The 18425-nt window shown below is 70.5% G+C and carries 18 protein-coding genes; 9 read left to right on the forward strand and 9 right to left on the reverse strand.

The features are described from left to right. The 3 genes from JHN45_RS32025 to JHN45_RS32035 form a co-directional block, all read left to right on the forward strand. A partial coding sequence (locus JHN45_RS32025; RefSeq protein WP_201052278.1) for a S1C family serine protease occupies window positions 1–1212 on the forward strand: 1212 nt, incomplete at its 5' end. 199 nt (window positions 1213–1411) lie between these two features. Beyond that, window positions 1412–1840, forward strand: coding sequence for a sec-independent translocase (locus JHN45_RS32030; RefSeq protein WP_019072077.1), 429 nt, complete (start codon window positions 1412–1414; stop codon window positions 1838–1840). A 222-nt stretch (window positions 1841–2062) separates the two neighbouring features. Further along, window positions 2063–2722, forward strand: a complete 660-nt coding sequence (locus tag JHN45_RS32035) for a hypothetical protein (RefSeq protein ID WP_201052280.1) — start codon at window positions 2063–2065, stop codon at window positions 2720–2722. Window positions 2723–2783: 61 nt separating this feature from the next. Here the strand turns inward: JHN45_RS32035 and JHN45_RS32040 are convergent, their stop codons facing one another. From JHN45_RS32040 to JHN45_RS32050, 3 genes are read right to left on the reverse strand one after another with little or no spacing between them, the layout of a single operon-like run. Further along, entirely contained in the window at window positions 2784–3917 is a 1134-nt protein-coding gene (locus JHN45_RS32040; protein WP_201052282.1) for an Mrp/NBP35 family ATP-binding protein, read from the reverse strand. A gap of 42 nt (window positions 3918–3959) precedes the next feature. After that, the gene (locus JHN45_RS32045) at window positions 3960–4544 is read right to left on the reverse strand and encodes a DUF1003 domain-containing protein (protein ID WP_200714429.1); all 585 of its coding nucleotides are present in this window, start codon (window positions 4542–4544) and stop codon (window positions 3960–3962) included. Then, window positions 4534–5847 carry a magnesium transporter MgtE N-terminal domain-containing protein gene (locus tag JHN45_RS32050; RefSeq protein ID WP_200714430.1) on the reverse strand — a complete coding sequence of 438 codons (1314 nt, stop codon included), beginning with the start codon at window positions 5845–5847 and terminating at the stop codon, window positions 4534–4536. Before JHN45_RS32050 ends, JHN45_RS32045 begins: the two co-directional genes overlap by 11 nt. Window positions 5848–6038: 191 nt before the next feature. Between JHN45_RS32050 and JHN45_RS32055 the strand changes: the two genes are divergently transcribed. Beyond that, entirely contained in the window at window positions 6039–6755 is a 717-nt protein-coding gene (locus JHN45_RS32055) for a hypothetical protein (RefSeq protein ID WP_201052284.1), read from the forward strand. A gap of 16 nt (window positions 6756–6771) precedes the next feature. Here JHN45_RS32055 and JHN45_RS32060 read toward each other — a convergent pair whose 3' ends face one another. Next, the gene (locus JHN45_RS32060; protein WP_200714432.1) at window positions 6772–7287 is read right to left on the reverse strand and encodes a hypothetical protein; all 516 of its coding nucleotides are present in this window, start codon (window positions 7285–7287) and stop codon (window positions 6772–6774) included. A gap of 23 nt (window positions 7288–7310) precedes the next feature. After that, window positions 7311–8429: a magnesium and cobalt transport protein CorA gene (locus JHN45_RS32065; protein ID WP_201052286.1), complete on the reverse strand. Its 1119-nt coding sequence runs from the start codon at window positions 8427–8429 to the stop codon at window positions 7311–7313. Between the two features lie 508 nt (window positions 8430–8937). Here JHN45_RS32065 and JHN45_RS32070 point away from each other — a divergent pair. After that, on the forward strand, window positions 8938–9534 hold the full coding sequence (locus JHN45_RS32070) for a suppressor of fused domain protein (protein WP_200714434.1): 597 nt from the start codon (window positions 8938–8940) through the stop codon (window positions 9532–9534). Between the two features lie 43 nt (window positions 9535–9577). Here JHN45_RS32070 and JHN45_RS32075 read toward each other — a convergent pair whose 3' ends face one another. Then, window positions 9578–10834, reverse strand: a complete 1257-nt coding sequence (locus JHN45_RS32075) for an MFS transporter (protein ID WP_201052288.1) — start codon at window positions 10832–10834, stop codon at window positions 9578–9580. A gap of 148 nt (window positions 10835–10982) precedes the next feature. On the opposite strand from JHN45_RS32075, the gene JHN45_RS32080 reads away from it, so the two are divergent. The 3 genes from JHN45_RS32080 (at window position 10983) to JHN45_RS32090 (ending at window position 13323) form a co-directional block, all read left to right on the forward strand. After that, complete coding sequence (locus JHN45_RS32080; protein WP_026179063.1) at window positions 10983–11624, forward strand: DUF6758 family protein; 642 nt, start codon at window positions 10983–10985, stop codon at window positions 11622–11624. Window positions 11625–11802: 178 nt separating this feature from the next. Beyond that, complete coding sequence (locus JHN45_RS32085; RefSeq protein WP_201052290.1) at window positions 11803–12660, forward strand: PHP domain-containing protein; 858 nt, start codon at window positions 11803–11805, stop codon at window positions 12658–12660. A gap of 57 nt (window positions 12661–12717) precedes the next feature. Next, entirely contained in the window at window positions 12718–13323 is a 606-nt protein-coding gene (locus tag JHN45_RS32090; protein ID WP_200714438.1) for a MarC family protein, read from the forward strand. Window positions 13324–13424: 101 nt separating this feature from the next. On the opposite strand, the gene JHN45_RS32095 is transcribed toward JHN45_RS32090, so the two are convergent. Continuing rightward, window positions 13425–13577: a hypothetical protein gene (locus JHN45_RS32095; RefSeq protein ID WP_019058373.1), complete on the reverse strand. Its 153-nt coding sequence runs from the start codon at window positions 13575–13577 to the stop codon at window positions 13425–13427. A 196-nt stretch (window positions 13578–13773) separates the two neighbouring features. On the opposite strand from JHN45_RS32095, the gene JHN45_RS32100 reads away from it, so the two are divergent. Further along, complete coding sequence (locus JHN45_RS32100; RefSeq protein WP_200714439.1) at window positions 13774–14667, forward strand: NYN domain-containing protein; 894 nt, start codon at window positions 13774–13776, stop codon at window positions 14665–14667. Between the two features lie 7 nt (window positions 14668–14674). Here JHN45_RS32100 and JHN45_RS32105 read toward each other — a convergent pair whose 3' ends face one another. Beyond that, entirely contained in the window at window positions 14675–15553 is an 879-nt protein-coding gene (locus JHN45_RS32105; RefSeq protein WP_201052292.1) for an alpha/beta fold hydrolase, read from the reverse strand. Between the two features lie 156 nt (window positions 15554–15709). Beyond that, window positions 15710–18400, reverse strand: a complete 2691-nt coding sequence (locus JHN45_RS32110) for a DEAD/DEAH box helicase (protein ID WP_201052298.1) — start codon at window positions 18398–18400, stop codon at window positions 15710–15712. Window positions 18401–18425: the final 25 nt, after the last annotated feature.

Consider the following 18425-nt stretch of genomic DNA (forward strand, 5'->3'; position numbering starts at 1 on the left):
GTTCCCGACCCCTGGCAGCGCTGCGACCCCTGGGCGCCCGCACCGCTGATCGCCCCCCTCCAACACACCGGCGCCGCAACGCCCACCCACCAGCAGCGTCGCAACCGCACCCGGAGACTCCTTCTCGTCTCCGGGCTCGTGCTCGCGCTGGTCTCCGGGGGCGTCGGCGGTGTCGTAGGGGCGTATCTGGAGCGGGACGGTGTCGGTGGGGACGTCGCGTTGCCGCAGGCCGGAGTGGAGAGTGGCGGGCGGGCGGTCGGGAGTGTGGCCGGGATCGCCGCTCGGGCGCTGCCCAGTGTGGTGACCCTGCATGTGACCGGCGACGAGGAGTCGGGGACCGGCACCGGCATCGTGCTGGACACGCGGGGGCACATCCTCACCAACAACCATGTCGTGCAGCCCGCGGGCAGTGACGGCGAGATATCCGTGAGCTTCAGCGGGGGACGGACCGCCAGGGCGAAGGTCGTCGGACACGACACCGGGTACGACCTCGCCGTGGTGCGGGTGAGCGGTGTGCGCGGGCTCAGGCCGATGCCCCTCGGCAACTCCGACAATGTGCGGGTCGGCGACCCCGTCGTGGCGATCGGTGCGCCCTTCGGCCTCGACAACACCGTGACCTCCGGGATCATCAGCGCCAAGGACCGGCCCATCACGGCCGGCGGCGACGCGGCGGACGGCAGCGACGTCTCGTACGTCGACGCCCTGCAGACCGACGCGCCCATCAACCCGGGCAACTCCGGCGGGCCGCTGCTCGACGCCCAGGGGAGGGTCGTGGGGATCAACTCGGCGATCCGGTCCGCCGACGACGGGACCGACACGGGCGACGGTCAGGCCGGTTCCATCGGGCTCGGCTTCGCCATCCCCGTCAACCAGGCCAAGCGGGTCGCCGAGGAACTGATCAACACCGGGAAGGCCACCCACCCGGTCATCGGCGTCACCCTCGACATGGACTACACCGGGGACGGCGCCCGCATCGCGACCAAGGGCGGTGACGGGGATCCCGCCGTCACCGCGGGCGGCCCCGGTGCCCAGGCCGGCCTCAGGGCGGGCGACGTCATCACCGAGGTCGACGGCGAGCGTGTCCACTCCGGCGACGAACTCATCGTCAGGACCCGCGCGCACCGCCCCGGCGACCGTCTGCGGCTGACGCTCCGGCGGGACGGCAAGGACTTGACCGTGTCGCTCGTCCTCGGCTCCTCTGCCCGTGATTGACAGAAACGTCACAGGTGAGAGCCCCGCAGCCCGTCCCACTAGGCAAACAACCCGGAAAACCGGTCCCGTACACCCACTCGTAGCCCACGGGACAGTACCGGTCGGGTGGGATCGCCGGGTACCGTGGACCCGGCCCGGACCACGGAAGACGCGCACCGACCACCGAGGGCCGCGGACCGAGGATCGCAAGGAGCTTCAGGTGTTCAATGACATAGGACCGCTAGAGCTGGTGACGATCATTGTCCTCGCCGTGCTCGTCTTCGGTCCGGACAAGCTCCCGAAGGTCATCCAGGACGTCATGCGGACGATCCGGAAGATCCGAGAGTTCTCGGAGAGCGCCAAGGCGGACATCCGGGAGGAACTGGGCCCGGACTTCAAGGACTTCGACTTCGAGGACCTGAACCCCAAGACGTTCCTGCGCAAGCAGCTGGACAACGACGAGCTGGGGCTCAAGGAGATCCGCAACGGCTTCGACCTCAAGAAGGAGATGGCCGAGGTCACGGAGGCGGTGCAGAGCGCCGACACCCCGAGTTCCCCGCCCGCTTCCGGTGGTCGTCTCGACATGACCAAGAAGCCCGAGGACCCCGAGAAGGACGAGCGCCCGCCCTTCGACGCGGACGCCACCTGATCCTCCCGCGCGGCTCCCGAAGTGCTTCCCACGTGACGCGTTTCATACCTCCGCCACGCCCTCGTACGGCCTGAACACGGCCTCCGGGCGCCTCACGCGCCGGGCGCTTTCCGGGCTGCCTCCCACGAGGTGGCTATGCTGCCGAGTTGTTGTGCGGACCGGGCGAGTCGCCCGAAGGGGGGCGGGCCGCCCCGGTCCGACGAGAGCGAGGAGGCGTCCGGCATGGAGACGACGAGTCGGGTAGGCGCGCAGGCGCCGGCCGCGGAGGGTGGACAACAGGTCCCCTCCGTCCGGCGCACGGTCGACGGCTATCTGCTGGCGCCCTTCCCGTGGTACGGCCTCGACGAGGCCTTCACGGGGCCGCGCTGGCTGATGCAGGTGGGCATGGCGGCGGACGGTGCCGTCGAGCACGGTTCGATCGGGCACGGCGACGAGCCCTCCGTACGCAACGAAGGCACGGAGGACAAGGAGAAGTTCGCGGTGGTCGTCACCGTCGCGGGCAACCCCGCGCGCCGCACCGCGGACGGCACGGGTCTCCTGGAGGCCACGTCGGTGTCCTCGGCGGCCTGGCTCGCCGGGGTCGGACTGCTGTCCTTCACCTGGCCCGGCCAGATGGACCACACCCTGCGCGACGACTGGCTGGAGCAGCAGACGGAGACGGCGTGGGTGCTGGCGGACGACCTCGTCGGCGACGACTGGTCGACGCTGTCCCTCCCCGTGGACGGCGTCCCGACGCCCTTCCACTACCGCGAGTCCGAGTTCGGCTGGGTGCTCGCCGGTTCGACTCAGGCGGGGGTCCACGTGGGGGCGTACGGCCGGGGCATGAGCGCGTACGGGCTCGGCTTCGCCATGATTAAGGACATCGCGGCGTACGCGCAGTAGCTCCTACGACGATGGGGGCGCCGTCCGACCGGACGGCGCCCCCATCGTCGTAGGAAGAGCTCTAGAACTTGTTCTTGGGCGTGATTCCCAGCGACAGTCCCGAAAGACCCCGCTGCCGCCCGCCCAGCTTGCCCGCGATCGCCCGCAGGGCCGCGCCCGCCGGGGAGTCGGGGTCGCTGAGCACCACCGGCTTGCCCTCGTCGCCGCCCTCGCGGAGGCGGACGTCGATCGGGATGGAGCCGAGGACGGGGACCGAGGCGCCGGTCGTGCGGGTCAGGCCGTCCGCGACGGACTGGCCGCCGCCCGTGCCGAAGACGTCGACCATCTCGCCGCAGTGCGGGCACGGCAGGCCCGCCATGTTCTCGACGACTCCGACGATCTTCTGGTGGGTCTGTACGGCGATGGAGCCGGCGCGCTCGGCGACCTCGGCCGCCGCCTGCTGAGGGGTCGTCACGACGAGGATCTCGGCGTTCGGGACGAGCTGCGCGACCGAGATCGCGATGTCGCCCGTGCCCGGCGGGAGGTCGAGGAGCAGGACGTCCAGGTCGCCCCAGTACACGTCCGCCAGGAACTGCTGGAGTGCGCGGTGGAGCATCGGGCCGCGCCACACGACCGGGGCGTTGCCCGGGGTGAACATGCCGATGGAGATGACCTTCACGCCGTGCGCGGACGGCGGCATGATCATGTTCTCGACCTGGGTGGGAGTGCCGTCGGCGCCCAGCATGCGCGGCACGGAGTGGCCGTAGATGTCGGCGTCGACGACCCCGACCTTGAGGCCGTCGGCGGCCATCGCGGCCGCGAGGTTCACCGTCACCGAGGACTTGCCGACGCCGCCCTTGCCGGAGGCGACCGCGTACACGCGGGTGAGGGAGCCGGGCTGTGCGAAGGGGACCTCGCGCTCGGCCTTGCCACCGCGCAGGGCGGTCGCGAGTTCCTTGCGCTGCTCGTCGCTCATCACGTCCAGGGTCACCTCGACGCCGGTGACACCTTCGACGCCCGAGACCGCCTCCGTCACGCGCTGCGTGATCGTCTCGCGCATGGGGCAGCCGGAGACCGTCAGGTACACGGTGACCGCGACCGCTCCGTCCGCACCGATCTCCACGGACTTGACCATCCCCAGTTCGGTGATGGGTCGGTGGATCTCGGGGTCGTTCACCGTCGACAGCGCTTCACGCACCGCGTCTTCCGTAGCCATGGGTCGATGGTACGGCGCCGACCGGTCCCTTCGGCCAGCCCCTCAGCGGTCGTCTGCGTCACGCACGGAAGACCGTTCTGCCGGGAATACGACATGCCCGTCGTGCCGTACGTCCAGCTCCTTGACGAGGTCCTGCAGCTCGGAGCGGATCCAGTCCCGGGTCGCCACCTCGCCGAGACCGATGCGCAGGGCGGCGATCTCGCGGGTGAGGTACTCGGTGTCGGCGATCGACCGCTCGTTCTGCTTGCGGTCCTGTTCGAGGTTGACCCGGTCGCGGTCGTCCTGCCGGTTCTGCGCGAGCAGGATCAGCGGGGCGGCGTAGGAGGCCTGGAGGGACAGCATCAGGGTGAGGAAGATGAACGGGTAGTTGTCGAAGCGCACATCGCGCGGGGCGAAGATGTTCCACAGCACCCACGCGATGATGACGATCGTCATCCAGACGATGAACCGGCCGGTGCCCAGGAAGCGGGCGATCCGTTCCGACAGCCGTCCGAAGGCCTCGGGGTCGTACTCGGGCAGGAGCCGGCGCCGGGGCGGGCGCGGCTGGTCGAGCCGGTTCCGCGAACGGGTGGTGGCGGTCGCGCCCGCCGGTGTCCGCTCACGCGTGGTCTCGCGCTCAGGAGTCATGAGCCGCCACCTCCTCTGTCTCTGCGTCGGCCTCGGTCTCGTCCTCGTCCAGGTGGAATTCCGTCTCGCGCCAGTCCTCCGGCAGCATGTGGTCCAGTACGTCGTCGACGGTCACCGCGCCGAGCAGCGACCCGGTCTCGTCGACCACGGGCGCCGCGACCATGTCGTACGTCGCGAAGAACCCGGCGATGAGCTGCAACGAGGCGTCCGGGTCCAGGGGTTGGAGGTCGCCGTCGATGATCGCGCTGACCAGGGTGTACGGCGGGTCGCGCAGCAGCCGCTGGAAGTGGACCGTGCCGAGGTACTTGCCGGTCGGGGTGTCGTCGGGCGGGCGGCAGACGTAGACCTGGGCGGCGAGGGCGGGGGAGAGGTCGGCGTTGCGGATCCGGGCGAGCGCGTCGGCGACGGTCGCGTCGGGCCGCAGGACGATCGGTTCGGTCGTCATCAGGCCGCCGGCCGTGTGCTCCTCGTAGGACATCAGGCGGCGGACGTCGGCCGCTTCGGAGGGCTCCATCAGGTTCAGCAGCCGCTCCTGGTCCTCCTCCGGGAGTTCGCCGAGCAGGTCGGCCGCGTCGTCCGGGTCCATCGCCTCCAGGACGTCCGCCGCGCGCTCCTCCTTCAGCTTGCCGAGGATCTCGATCTGGTCGTCCTCCGGCAGCTCTTCGAGGACGTCGGCGAGACGGTCGTCGTCGAGGGCGGCGGCGACCTCGGCCCGCCGCTTGGGGGAGAGATGGTGCAGGACGTTGGCGAGGTCGGCGGGGCGCAGCTGCTCGAAGGTGGCCAGGAGGCTCTCCGCGCCCTGTCCCTGCTCCTCCAGGGAGAAACCGGTGACGGCGGACCACTCCACGGTCAGCGTCTCGCCCTTGGCCCTTCTGAAGGCTCCGCCGGTCCTGCCCTTGCGGACGAAGATCCGGTCGATCTCCCAGTCGCGGCGGGCGGGCAGCTGCTGCACCGACAGGTCGAGGACGGTGACCTCCTCGTCGGTCTCCACGAGGGTGACGCGCCGGTCGAGGAGTTCGCCGAACACCAGCCGCTCGGTGGGCCGTTGCTCGAAGCGGCGGACGTTGAGCACGCCGGTGGTGACGACCTGGCCGGACTCGATGCCGGTGACCCGGGTCATGGGGAGGAAGATGCGGCGGCGGGTGGAGAGTTCGACGACCAGGCCGAGCAGGCGCGGGGGCCGTTGGCCGACGCGGAGCATGGCGACGAGATCGCGGACGCGGCCCACCTGGTCGCCGTTGGGATCGAAGACGGCGACACCGGAGAGGTGCGATACGTAGACCCTGGGGGCGCCCCCTGCCATGGCTGCACCTCCCTTTCTTTTCCTGGTTTCCGGATGTTCCGATTTGCCCGCTCGGACGGGCTTCAGGCTAGCCCGTACGTATGCGATCCGCGCAGGTGGGCGGTCCGGACGGACTGGCTCCGCCGCGCTCCGGGGACCCCGGTACGCTGCCGTACGCCATCGCCCCCCGCCGCACGAAAGGCACCCCACCTGTGACTGCGATTCCCCAGGTCCGAAACCGTCGTGCGGCGCTGCTCGGCGCGGTCTGCGTGCTGGCTCTGGCGGGCTGCAGCGAGGATCCGGACGCGGGGACCAACGGGGTCGGCAAGCTGGCCGCCGACAAGATCCAGTCGAAGTCGGTGACGGCCGCGGGTGCCGCCGCAGCGGTACGGCTGTCGGGGACCGTCGTCACCAGCGGGCGGACGTACAAGCTCGACATGCGGCTGAAGTCCGACGGCGGCAGCGGCTCGGTCACCTCCCAGGGGTCGACGTTCGGGCTGCTGCGGGTCGGCGAACAGCTGTACCTGAAGGCCGACGCGGACTTCTGGAACAGCAACGGGGACTCGGGCGTCGGCGACTCGCTGCACGGCAAGTACGTGAAGGTGCCGCAGGGCGACCCCTCGTACAAGAAGTTCAGTGGTTTCACGGACAAGGACGTCCTCCTCTCCAGTCTGCTGACCCTGCACGGCTCACTCGCGACGGACGGACACCACGACCAGAACGGCGTCCGTACGATCCGCATCACCGGCGACGACGGATCCGGCGGCACCCTCGACGTCTCCCTTGAGGGCAAGCCGTATCCGCTCCGGCTGGTCCGTGCGGGCGGCGCGGGCACGCTGACCTTCTCGGACTGGGGCAAGAGCTTCGCCGTGACGGAACCCGCGGACGACGACACTGTCGACTACGGCAAGCAACTGCCGTCTTCCTGACGGCATTTGATGGCGGTTACCGGCGTTTGCGTTTCTTCAGCAGCAGGCGCGGCAGCGCGGCCGGGGCCGGCTGACGGGTCGTCGCGGGCGACGGCAGCGGCGGCCGCGCCAGCGAATCCTCCGTCAACTCGGCTGTCGCGCCCGTTGGTTCGAGCCGCAGCACCCGGCACTCGCGCGCCCAGCGCTCCGTCATCGCCTCGCCGTCGGGCGCGTTGAGCCGCTTGCCCTTCAGCTCGCCGACGGCCGCGGTCCAGGCCTCGGAGCCCGGCGCCAGTTCCACGACCTTCGCCGTCCATACGACCAGCCGGCCGCCCTTGTCCTTGCTGCGGACCGTGACCTCGGCGGCGCCGCCGTCGACCAGCCCCGGCAGCGGCTGCTCGCCGGGACCGTCGCCGATCAGACAGGCCGCGCCCTCGTGCCAGACGTGCCACAGGGCCCGGGCCGGCACGCCCGGACCGTTGACCCAGACAAGGCCGGACTTCTTCGTGGCCTCCTCGACGAGGGCCTGGTCGAGCAGCTCGCTGCTAGTCATGGCGCTCAGCCTATCCAGGCCGCTCACAGCCAGCCGTTGCGCTTCAGCGTGCGGTGGATCGCCAGACAGACGGTCACCGTGAAGGCGAGCACCACCGGATACCCGTACCGCGCGTGCAGCTCCGGCATGTGCTCGAAGTTCATGCCGTACACGCCCGTCACCATCGTCGGTACGGCGATGATCGCGGCCCACGCGGTGATCTTCCGCATGTCCTCGTTCTGCGCGACGGACGCCTGCGCCAGGTTGGCCTGGAGGATCGAGTTCAGCAGCTCGTCGAAGCCGATGACCTGCTCGTGGACCCGGGCGAGGTGGTCGGCGACGTCCCGGAAGTACTTCTGGATGTCGGGGTCGATCAACCGCATCGGCCGCTCGCTCAGCAGCTGCATGGGACGCAGCAGCGGCGACACCGCACGCTTGAACTCCAGTACCTCGCGCTTGAGTTGGTAGATCCGCGCCGAGTCGACACCGCGCGAGACCCCGCCCTTGCGGCCCGGCGTGAACACCTCGGTCTCGACCTCGTCGATGTCGTCCTGCACCGCGTCCGCGACCGCGACATAGCCGTCGACGACATGGTCGGCGATCGCGTGCAGCACCGCCGAGGGACCGCGCGCGAGCAGCTCGGGGTCGTCCTGCAGCCGGTGCCGCAGCGCCCGCAGCGAGCCCTGCCCGCCGTGCCGGACGGTGATGAAGAAGTCCCGCCCGGTGAAGCACATGACCTCGCCGGTCTCGACCACCTCGCTGTTGGCGGTGAGTTGGTCGTGCTCGACGTAGTGGATGGTCTTGAAGACGGTGAAGAGCGAGTCGTCGTAGCGCTCCAGCTTGGGGCGCTGGTGGGCCTGCACGGCGTCCTCGACGGCGAGCGGGTGGAGTCCGAACTCCCGGGCGATACCGGCGAATTCGGCCTCGGTCGGCTCGTGCAGCCCGATCCACACGAAGCCGCCGTCGCGCCGCACCTGGCGCATCGCCTCGTGCGGGGTCAGCGGCTTGCCGGTGTCGACGCGGGCACCGTCGCGGTAGACGGCGCAGTCGACGACGGCCGACGGGGTGCCGGGGTCACGCGTGGTGTCGTACGCGCCGCCGTCCTTGCGGAGGGAGGGGCGGGACGGGCGGACCACGGCACGCAGGTCGCGGATCATCGACATGGCGGGCTCCTTCGCGACGAGCAACGAAAGGCGCCGACGACGGTTGGAACTGCCCGGAATGGGGACGTCCTGTGTACGGATGTTTGGCACGTCCACAAAGCGGGGAGCACCGCACCGTCGCGGTGGCGAGTTTCGCTACTGATACAGGCACTGACTTCGGAACAGACAGATCGGTCGGATCGGAAACACCGGACAGATCAGGCAGATCAGGAAAAAGAAACGAAGTGCTCTTCCGCGACAGTGAAGAAGTGCGAGAGGCGGCAGCCGCCTGGAGGGGCTAGAGCCAGAACGACGACATCAGCGGGAAGAGCGGGTGGTACTGCCAGGCCGACTTCGGTCCATTGCAGCCCCACCTCCTCCGGCCGGTCCCCCTTGAGGGAGTCTCAACGGCGTCGGGACTTGATCGCGACGCTTCTGCGTGCTGCCCGAACGACCGGCCCAGACTATCAGCAGGCCGAAGTGTCAAGGCGCTGCTTTGCCCGGTACTGACGAGTTCTATGCTCCCCGCATGGTTGATGTTCTTGCTCTGGTCGAGGCACGGTTGCGCACCGCGCTGGGCGAACCGGACGCGCGCGCGGCGGTCACCTTCCTGGGCACGGACCGCGTCGAGGTACTCCGTTTCCACGACACCGGCCAGGACGGCGGCATCGTCCGCTACGCCACGCTCGGCATGTCCGCACAGCCCATGAGCGACCCCACCGCGATGCTCGCCGACCCGGTCTCCGGCCCCCGCGCCGAGCTGGTCCTCTCCGTGCGCGGCGGCCTCGCCGACACCGACAAGGTGCTCCGTCCGCTCGCCGTTCTCGCCGCGTCCCCGCAGGTGGAGGGCGTGGTGGTGGCCCCCGGCGCCTCGCTCGACGTCGGCGAACCGCTGTGGCCCGGCGCCCCCTTCACCTCGGTGCTGGTCGCCGAACCGGGCGGCCTGATCGAGGACCTGGACCTCGACGCGCCCCTCGACCCGGTCCGCTTCCTCCCGCTCCTCCCCATGACCCCGAACGAGGCCGCCTGGAAACGCGTCCACGGCGCCCAGGCCCTCCAGGAGCGCTGGCTGACGAACGGGACGGACCTACGGGATCCCTCCCGCAAGTCCGTCCCGCTGGAGTGACCGGGCCGAGTGACCGATCTCACCAAACCCCGGCCGGAATCGGCTAGTTGGCGAACACCGCGACACTGTCCTCGGCCGCGTGCTTCGGCTCCAGCACCTCCGCGTCGTGCGTCAGCGCGTTCCGTCGTACGACGACCACCAGCGCGCCCAGTGCCGCGGTGACCGCCGCGACCACGAACGGGATGTGGATGTTGGTCCAGCCCTCGATCTTCGGCGCGAAGAACGGGGCGGCGGCCGCGGCGAACCAGCGGACGAAGTTGTAGCCCGCGCTCGCCACCGGGCGCGGCGCGTCCGAGACGCCCAGGGCAAGCTCGGTGTACACGGTGTTGTTCACGCCGATGAAGGCGCCGGACAGGATCGTGCAGACGACGGCGGTGGTGTGGTTGCCGTAGCCGAGGACGAGCACGTCGACGGCGAGCAGCACCAGGGAACCGCCGAGCACCTTCAGGGAGCCGAAACGGGACTGCAGGCGCGGGGCGACGAACACCGAGAAGACGGCGAGCAGCACACCCCAGGCGAAGAACACGGCACCCGACTTGTAGGGGGTCATGTTCAGCACGAACGGGGTGAAGGCCAGCACGGTGAAGAACGTGTAGTTGTAGAAGAAGGACGAGATCGCGGCGGAGGCGAGTCCCCCGTGGCCGAGCGCCTTGAGCGGGTCCAGCAGTGAGGTCTTCCGGGCGGGCTTCGGCTGTTCCTTCAGGAACACCGTGATGCACAGGAAGCCGATCGCCATCAGGAACGCGGTGCCGAAGAAGGGGTAGCGCCAGCTCTGGTTGCCCAGCAGGGCGCCGACCAGCGGGCCGCAGGCCATGCCGAGGCCGAGGGCGGACTCGTAGAGCAGGATCGCGGCGGCGCTGCCGCCGGCCGCCGCGCCGACGATCACCGCGAGGGCCGTCGAGACGAAGAGCGCGTTGCCGAGGCCCCAGCCGGCCCGGAAGCCGACGAGTTCGCCGACCGAGCCCGAGGTGCCGGCGAGACCGGCGAAGACGACGACGAGGGCGAGGCCGAGCAGCAGGGTCTTCTTGCCGCCGATCCGGCTGGAGACGAAGCCGGTCACCAGCATCGCCACGGCGGTGATCAGGAAGTACGAGGTGAAGAGCAGGGAGACCTGGCCGGCGGTGGCGTCCAGGCCCTTGGCGATCGACGGCAGGATCGGGTCGACGAGCCCGATGCCCATGAAGGCGACGACCGAGGCGCCGGCGGTGGCCCATACGGCCTTCGGCTGCCGCAGCAGACTGCCGGCGCCGGAGCCGGCTCCCGTGTCGAAGGGGTCGTCCGTCCCGTCCGTCCCGTCCATGCTTCCTCCCAAGTAGTTGGTGTATGCACATAGTAAGTTAGGCAAGGTAATAAATGCAAGGTGCATCTAGTTTCGTTCCGTGAGTGGTCCCTGCCGGACGGGTGATCGTCCTTGACGTGGGGGTGCGAGGGTAGGACCGTGGGGCCCTATGAGGGGCGAACCCAGTTGCCCGAAGTGTGGTGGCCGGGTCAGGGCTCCCGGACTCTTCGCCGATTCCTGGCAGTGCGATGTCCACGGCACGGTGCATCCGGTACAGCCCGTGATCCCGCCCAGCGTCGAGGCCCTCAGCGTCGTCGTGCATCGCACGCAGGTACCCGTGTGGATGCCGTGGCCCCTGCCGGTCGGCTGGCTGTTCACGGGCGTGGCGTGCGCGGGGGACGACCGGAGCGGGGGTCGTGCGACGGCTGTCGCGTGTTCCGGGCCCGGGCCGCTCGGTGGGATGGGTGAGCTGATCCTCGTCGCGGAGGAGCTCGGTGTCGGGCTCGGGGCGCGGTACGCGGGGATCGACGGGCCGGATCCCGGGCCGTACATGAGCGTCGAGAAGCCGCCGCAGGCGAAGCTGCTTGCGGCCGGGCGGCCTACGCCTTTGTGGCATGTGGCTACGGCGCCGGATGACCGGGCCGTTTTCGCCGGGGAGGCGTTGGGGTTGTGGCTGTGGGCTGTTGTCTGGCCCGAGCAGTCGGGGTTGTTGATGTACGACGAGTTGGTGCTGACGGATTTGCGGGATGCGGGGGCGGAAGTGGACCTGGTGCCCTGTGGTGCTTTGTCGCCGCGGTTGTTGGAGCCGTAGCGGTTCGGTCAGTGGGTCGGTGCGGGTTCGTTGTGGCTGGTCGCGCCCACGCGGCGGAGCCGCATATCGACACAGCCCCGCGCCCCTGAGGTGGGTGCGCCTCGGGCGTGTTTCTAGAGGTCCCGGGGTTGCCGTTACCCTTGTGTGGTCCTGTCCTGCCTGCGCCTGGAGTCTTGTCGTGCGTATCGATCTGCACACCCACTCCACGGCCTCCGACGGTACGGACTCTCCCGCTGAGCTGGTGCGGAATGCCGCTGCCGCCGGGCTGGACGTCGTCGGGCTGACCGATCATGACACCAGCCGTGGGTACGGCGAGGCGATCGATGCGCTGCCCTCGGGGCTCACGCTCGTCACCGGGGCCGAGATGTCCTGTCGGATCGACGGGATCTCGATGCACATGCTGGCCTATCTCTTCGATCCCGAGGAGCCGGCGCTGCTCGCCGAGCGGGAGCTGGTGCGGGACGACCGGGTGCCCCGGGCCCGGGCCATGGTGGAGCGGCTGCGGGAGCTGGGCGTGCCGGTGACCTGGGAGCAGGTCGCGCGGATCGCCGGCGAGGGGTCGGTCGGGCGGCCGCATGTCGCCACCGCGCTGGTCGAGCTGGGTGTCGTACCGACCGTGAACGACGCCTTCACCGCGGACTGGCTGGGTGACGGCGGCCGGGCCCATGTGGCGAAGCACGAGACCGATCCGTTCGAGGCGATCCGGCTGGTCAAGGCCGCGGGGGGCGTGACCGTGTTCGCGCACCCGGGGGCCAGCAAGCGCGGGCGTACCGTGCCCGAGTCCGCCATCGCCGAGATGGCCGCGGTCGGGCTCGACGGCATCGAGGTCGACCACATGGACCACGACGCCGAGACGCGGGTGCGGCTGCGGGGGCTCGCGAAGGAGCTCGGGCTGCTCGTCACCGGTTCCAGCGACTATCACGGGAGCCGCAAGTCCGTGCAGCTCGGTGAGTACACGACCGATCCCGAGGTCTACGGCGAGATCACGCGGCGCGCGACCGGTGCGTTCCCGGTGCCGGGGGCCGGCGGAGTCTGATCCCGCCCGCGTCCTCCCCGTTCATCACCTCTTCTCTACAAGGCTTGTGGCTCACCCGTGTTCGACGTCGCCGTCTTCGGCTCCCTCTTCCTGACCCTTTTCGTCATCATGGATCCCCCCGGGATCACCCCGATCTTCCTCGCGCTGACCGCCGGACGGCCCGCCAAGGTGCAGAAGCGGATGGCCTTCCAGGCCGTGTGTGTCGCGGGCGGGGTCATCACCGTCTTCGGGCTGCTCGGGCACCAGATCCTCGACTATCTGCATGTCTCCGTGCCCGCGCTGATGATCGCGGGCGGGCTGCTGCTCCTGCTGATCGCGCTCGACCTGCTCACCGGCAAGACCGACGAGCCGAAGCAGACCAAGGACGTCAACGTCGCCCTCGTACCGCTGGGCATGCCGCTGCTCGCCGGGCCCGGTGCGATCGTGTCCGTCATCCTTGCCGTGCAGAAGGCCGACAGTGTGGCCACGCAGGTGTCGGTGTGGGCGGCGATCCTCGCCATTCACGCCGTGCTGTGGGTGGTGATGCGGTACTCGCTGCTGATCATCCGGGTCATCAAGGACGGCGGGGTCGTCCTCGTCACGCGGCTCGCGGGGATGATGCTGTCGGCCATCGCCGTGCAGCAGATCATCAACGGGATCACCCAGGTGATCCGGGCGAGCTGAGGCCCGTGAACGCAGAACCCCCGTACGGCGTCGGTGCCGTACGGGGGTTGCTGAAGTGTGGTCGCGATCCGTCTTCGGTACGCGGGCAAATGTCGTAGGTGTTACGAGGCTTTGGTCTCGGCGGGGCGGATCCACAGTCGCTGTCCTATGGCGGCGGCCTGTTGCACGATCCGGTTGACGGAGGCGGCGTCCACGACGGTGCTGTCCACGGTGGTGCCGTCGACCTCGTCAAGACGCATGATTTCGAAGCGCATCGGCTTCTCCCTTCGTCTGGTCATCCTCCTGAGGAGAACTACTTGGTTACTGGTGTAGTCAACGGGATGCGTGTTACAAACATTCCCTACGCTAAGGAAATTTTTCGAACGCCTAATTACTGACCGGTAAGAGATCGGCACGAGACTGACCGGGACCGGTTGTGTTCGCAGCGTGACCGCCGGGACAATGGAGGCGATGAACGACGACCTCGCGGCCCTCAGCGCCCGCATCGACCGCACGAACGAGCTGCTGCAGCGCATGCTCGCCGAAGTGGCGAAGACGCCCTCGACGCATGCGATCTTCGTCGACGCCGGGTATTTGTATGCAGCCGCGGGCCGGCTCGTCTCCGGGACCGAGGACCGGCGCACCTTCGACCTCGACACCGAGGGCCTCATCGAGGCGCTCATCGACAAGGCCCGCACGATCTTCGCGGACAGCCGACTGCTGCGCGTCTACTGGTACGACGGCGCCCGCCGCCGCATCCACACCGCCGAACAGCAGGCCATCGCCGAACTCCCGGACGTGAAGGTCAGGTTGGGCAATCTCAACGCCAACAACCAGCAGAAGGGCGTCGATTCACTCATCCGCTCCGACCTGGAATCCCTCGCCCGGCACCGCGCCATCAGCGACGCGGCCCTCATCGGCGGCGACGAGGACCTGGTCTCGGCGGTCGAGGCGGCCCAAGGGTACGGCGCCCGCGTCCACTTGTGGGGCATCGAGGCCCCCGAGGGACGCAACCAGGCCGAGCCGCTCCTCTGGGAGGTCGACAGCCAGCGCACCTTCGACCTCGACTTCTTCAAGCCGTACGTCTCCCGGCGCACCGCCGCCGTCTACGAGGCCGCAGCCACCCGGCCCACCCGCGACGACGTCCGCTTCGTGGGCGCGCAGATCGCCGCGAAGTGGCTCTCCGCGCGGGGGCGGGAGGCGCTGGTGGAGCTGCTGCCCGGACATCCGTATCTGCCCGGGTCGGTCGACCAGGATCTGCTGGTGGAGGCGGAGGGCCTGCTGCAGTACTCCCTGCGCGGGCAGTCCGATCTGCGGCGGGCGCTGCGGGACGGGTTCTGGGAGCACCTGCAGACGCAGTACTGACCCCCTCCTACGGGGCTGCCATGTCCCAGAAGTCGGCGATGGCCTTCGCCGTCGCGGCCGGCTGGTCCGTGTTCGGCGAGTGCTCGGCCCGCGCGACGACGGTCCGCCGCGCCTTCAGCCGTACGGCCATGTCGTCGAGGAGCGGCACCGGCCAGGTGTCGTCGCGTGAACCCGACAGGACGTGGAACGGGAGCGGGAGGGCGGCCAGTTCCGCGACCCGGTCCGGCTCGACGCACAACTGGCGTCCCGTGGCGATGAGTTGGGCCGGCTTCGTGCCCATCCAACGGCGCCGCAGATCCTCCCGGTCGTCGAGCCCCTCGTCCAGCGCACCGCCGGTCTCGGTCTCCTCGGGCGTCTCCATCGCCTGGACCGCCTCCCACACCTCGGCCATCGACATCACGGCGAGCGCGTCCCGCAGCAGCTTCACCCGGTCCTGCTGGGACGTGGAGATCTGCGCGGGCCCCGACGCCATGAGCGTCAGCGACAGGAACGGCGCGTGGTCCAGGAGTACGGCGGCACGCGCGATCTGTCCGCCGAGGGAGTGCCCGAGCAACTGCACCGGCGCGCCGACGGCCTCCGTCAGCGCGAGCACGTCACGCGCCAACTCGTCCTGGGCGTAAGGGGATTCGTCGTGCTCGGGCCCGTCCGTCTCGTACTGCCCCCGCCCGTCCACGGCGACCGTCCGATAGCCGCGCGCACCGAGCGGCACATGCAAGGGGTTGAAGTCCTCCTTGCTCCCGGTGAATCCCGGCAGCAGCAGGGCGACCCCCTTCGGCTCGACACCGTCGGCCACGGGCGCGTCCACGACGGCGAACTCACCGCGACCGGTCCGCAGCGGGTACGCGCGAGCGCCGGGGGGCGGGACGAAGGAGGGGGGCCTACTCATGGCCCGAGGTTATCCGGCGAAGCTGAGCGAGGTGGGGACGGGAGGGTGTAACCGGGGTTAACGGGGGAGCGGCGAGCGGCGGGGGAACGCCGACGGCCCGGCCCACGTGGAGTGGGACGGGCCGTTCGGTGGTGTGACCTGCGGGGGCAGGGCCGATCAGCTCTCGCCGACCTCCGCTGCCGCGGCCTTGCGGGGACGTCGCACCCTCGGCTTCGCCTCGGCTGCCTCCGTCTCCGCCACGACCGGGGCCTCGGCGGCCTTGCGGGTGGTACGGCGACGGGGCTTGGCCTCCGCCTCCTCGGCGACCTGGGCCGGGATGTCGGCGACGGCCTTGCGGGCCGTGGCGCGACGGCGCGGCTTGGCTTCAGCCTCCTCGGCCACGGTTTCGGCGGCGACGGCCGCGGTCTTCCGGGTCCGGGTGGTGCGCGGCTTGGTCTCGACGGCTTCCGGCGCCTCGGTGGCCACCGCGGCGGCAGCCGTCTTGCGCGTCCGACGCGGCTTGACCTCGGCGGCCTCCGGTACCTCGACGGCTACCGGAGCGGCGGCGGCCTTGCGGGTGCGGCGCGGCTTGGTCTCGACGGCCTCGACCGTGTCCAGGACGGCTTCGGCGGCCTCGGTGGCAACCGCGGCCTTCCGGGTCCGGGTGGTGCGCGGCTTGGCCTCGACGGCTTCCGGCGCCTCGGTGGCCACCGGAGCGGCGGCGGCCTTGCGGGTCCGACGCGGCTTGGTCTCGACGGCCTCGGCCGTGTCCAGGACGGCCTCGGCGGCGACCGCGGCCTTCCGGGTCCGGCGCGGCTTGGCCTCCGCGGCGACCGTCTCGTCCGCCGCGACCGGGGCCTCGGCGACCTTGCGGGTCGTACGGCGAGGCTTGACCTCGGACTCCTCGGCGACCTGGGCCGGGATGTCGGCGACGGCCTTGCGGGTCGTGGCGCGACGGCTCGGCTTGGCCTCCGTGCCCTCGGCCGTGTCGACGGCGACTACCTCGGCCGGAGCCGCGGTCTTCCGGGTCCGGGTGCGCCGCGGCTTGGCCTCGACGGCCTCGGCCGTGTCGACCGCGGCTACGGCGGCGGCCTCCGCCACGGCCTCGACCGGCTCCGTGGCCGCTACGGCCTTACGGGTCCGGCGGCGCGGCTTCGTCTCCTCGGCGACCGGGGCCTCGGCCACCGGCGTCTCGGCGACCACGGTCTCGGCCGTCGCGATCGCCGGCTCCGCGGACTTGCGGGTCCGGCGGCGGCGCGACGGCGCGGGGGCGTCGAGGGCCGGGCCCTCGGCCGTGGCCACGGCGTTCTCCGCGGCCTCGGGTGCGGCTGCGGAGGCGACCGCCGTGGCCGGCAGCTGCTCTCCCGTCGCTCCGGTACGGGTGCGGCGACGGCGGCGCGGAGTGCGGCCCGCGGTCTCCTCGGAGGCGGCCAGTGCGGTCTCCTCCGACGTGGGCGTCACGGCCGTAGCGGCCGAAGTCCCTTCCATCGGGGCGCCGTTGCGCGTGCGACGGCGGCGGCGCGGGGTGCGTGCCGGGCGCTCGGCGTCGACGGGACCGGCGCTGGAGCGGGACTCGTTCCGGTTGTCCCGGCCGGCGTCACGTCCGCCTCGGCCGCTGTCACGACCGCCACGGCCGGCGTCACGACCGCCACGGCCACGCGGGCCGCCGCGACCGCCGGTCTCGCCGAGGTCCTCGACCTCCTCCGCGGCCAGCCCGGCACGCGTGCGCTCCGAGCGGGGCAGGACACCCTTGGTGCCCGCGGGGATGTTCATCTCCTCGAAGAAGTGCGGGGAGGTGGAGTACGTCTCCGGCGGGTCGTTGAACTTGAGGTCCAGCGCCTTGTTGATGAGCTGCCAGCGCGGGATGTCGTCCCAGTCGACGAGGGTGACCGCGATGCCCTTGGCGCCCGCGCGGCCCGTACGGCCGATGCGGTGCAGGTAGGTCTTCTCGTCCTCGGGGGACTGGTAGTTGATGACGTGCGTGACGCCCTCGACGTCGATACCGCGGGCGGCGACGTCGGTGCAGACGAGCACGTCGACCTTGCCGTTGCGGAACGCGCGCAGTGCCTGCTCGCGGGCGCCCTGGCCGAGGTCGCCGTGGACCGCGCCGGACGCGAAGCCGCGCTGCTGGAGCTGGTCGGCGAGGTCGGCCGCGGTGCGCTTGGTGCGGCAGAAGACCATGACCAGGCCCCGGCCCTCGGCCTGCAGGATGCGGGCGACCAGCTCGGGCTTGTCCATGTTGTGCGCGCGGTAGACGAACTGCTTGGTGTTCGCGACCGTCTTGCCCTCGTCGTCCGGCGCGGTGGCGCGGATGTGCGTGGGCTGCGACATGTAGCGGCGCGCGAGACCGATGACCGCGCCCGGCATGGTCGCCGAGAACAGCATCGTCTGGCGGCGGGCCGGCAGGAAGTTGATGATCTTCTCGACGTCGGGCAGGAAGCCCAGGTCGAGCATCTCGTCGGCCTCGTCGAGGACGAGCGACTTGATGTGCTTCAGGTCGAGCTTCTTCTGACCGGCGAGGTCGAGCAGCCGGCCCGGGGTGCCGACGACGACGTCGACGCCCTTGCGGAGCGCCTCGACCTGCGGCTCGTAGGCCCGGCCGCCGTAGATGGCGAGGACGCGTACGTTGCGCACCTTGCCGGCGGTCAGCAGGTCGTTGGTGACCTGCGTGCACAGCTCGCGCGTGGGGACGACGACGAGTGCCTGCGGGGCGTCGGTCAGCTGCTCGGGCTTGGCGCGTCCGGCCTCGACATCGGCGGGGACGGTGACGCGCTCCAGGAGCGGGAGGCCGAAGCCCAGCGTCTTGCCGGTGCCGGTCTTGGCCTGGCCGATCACGTCCGTGCCGGTGAGGGCGACGGGGAGGGTCATCTCCTGGATCGGGAAGGGGGAGACG

It is taken from the genome of Streptomyces sp. MBT53 (genome assembly GCF_016654115.1).
GTDB lineage: Bacteria > Actinomycetota > Actinomycetes > Streptomycetales > Streptomycetaceae > Streptomyces.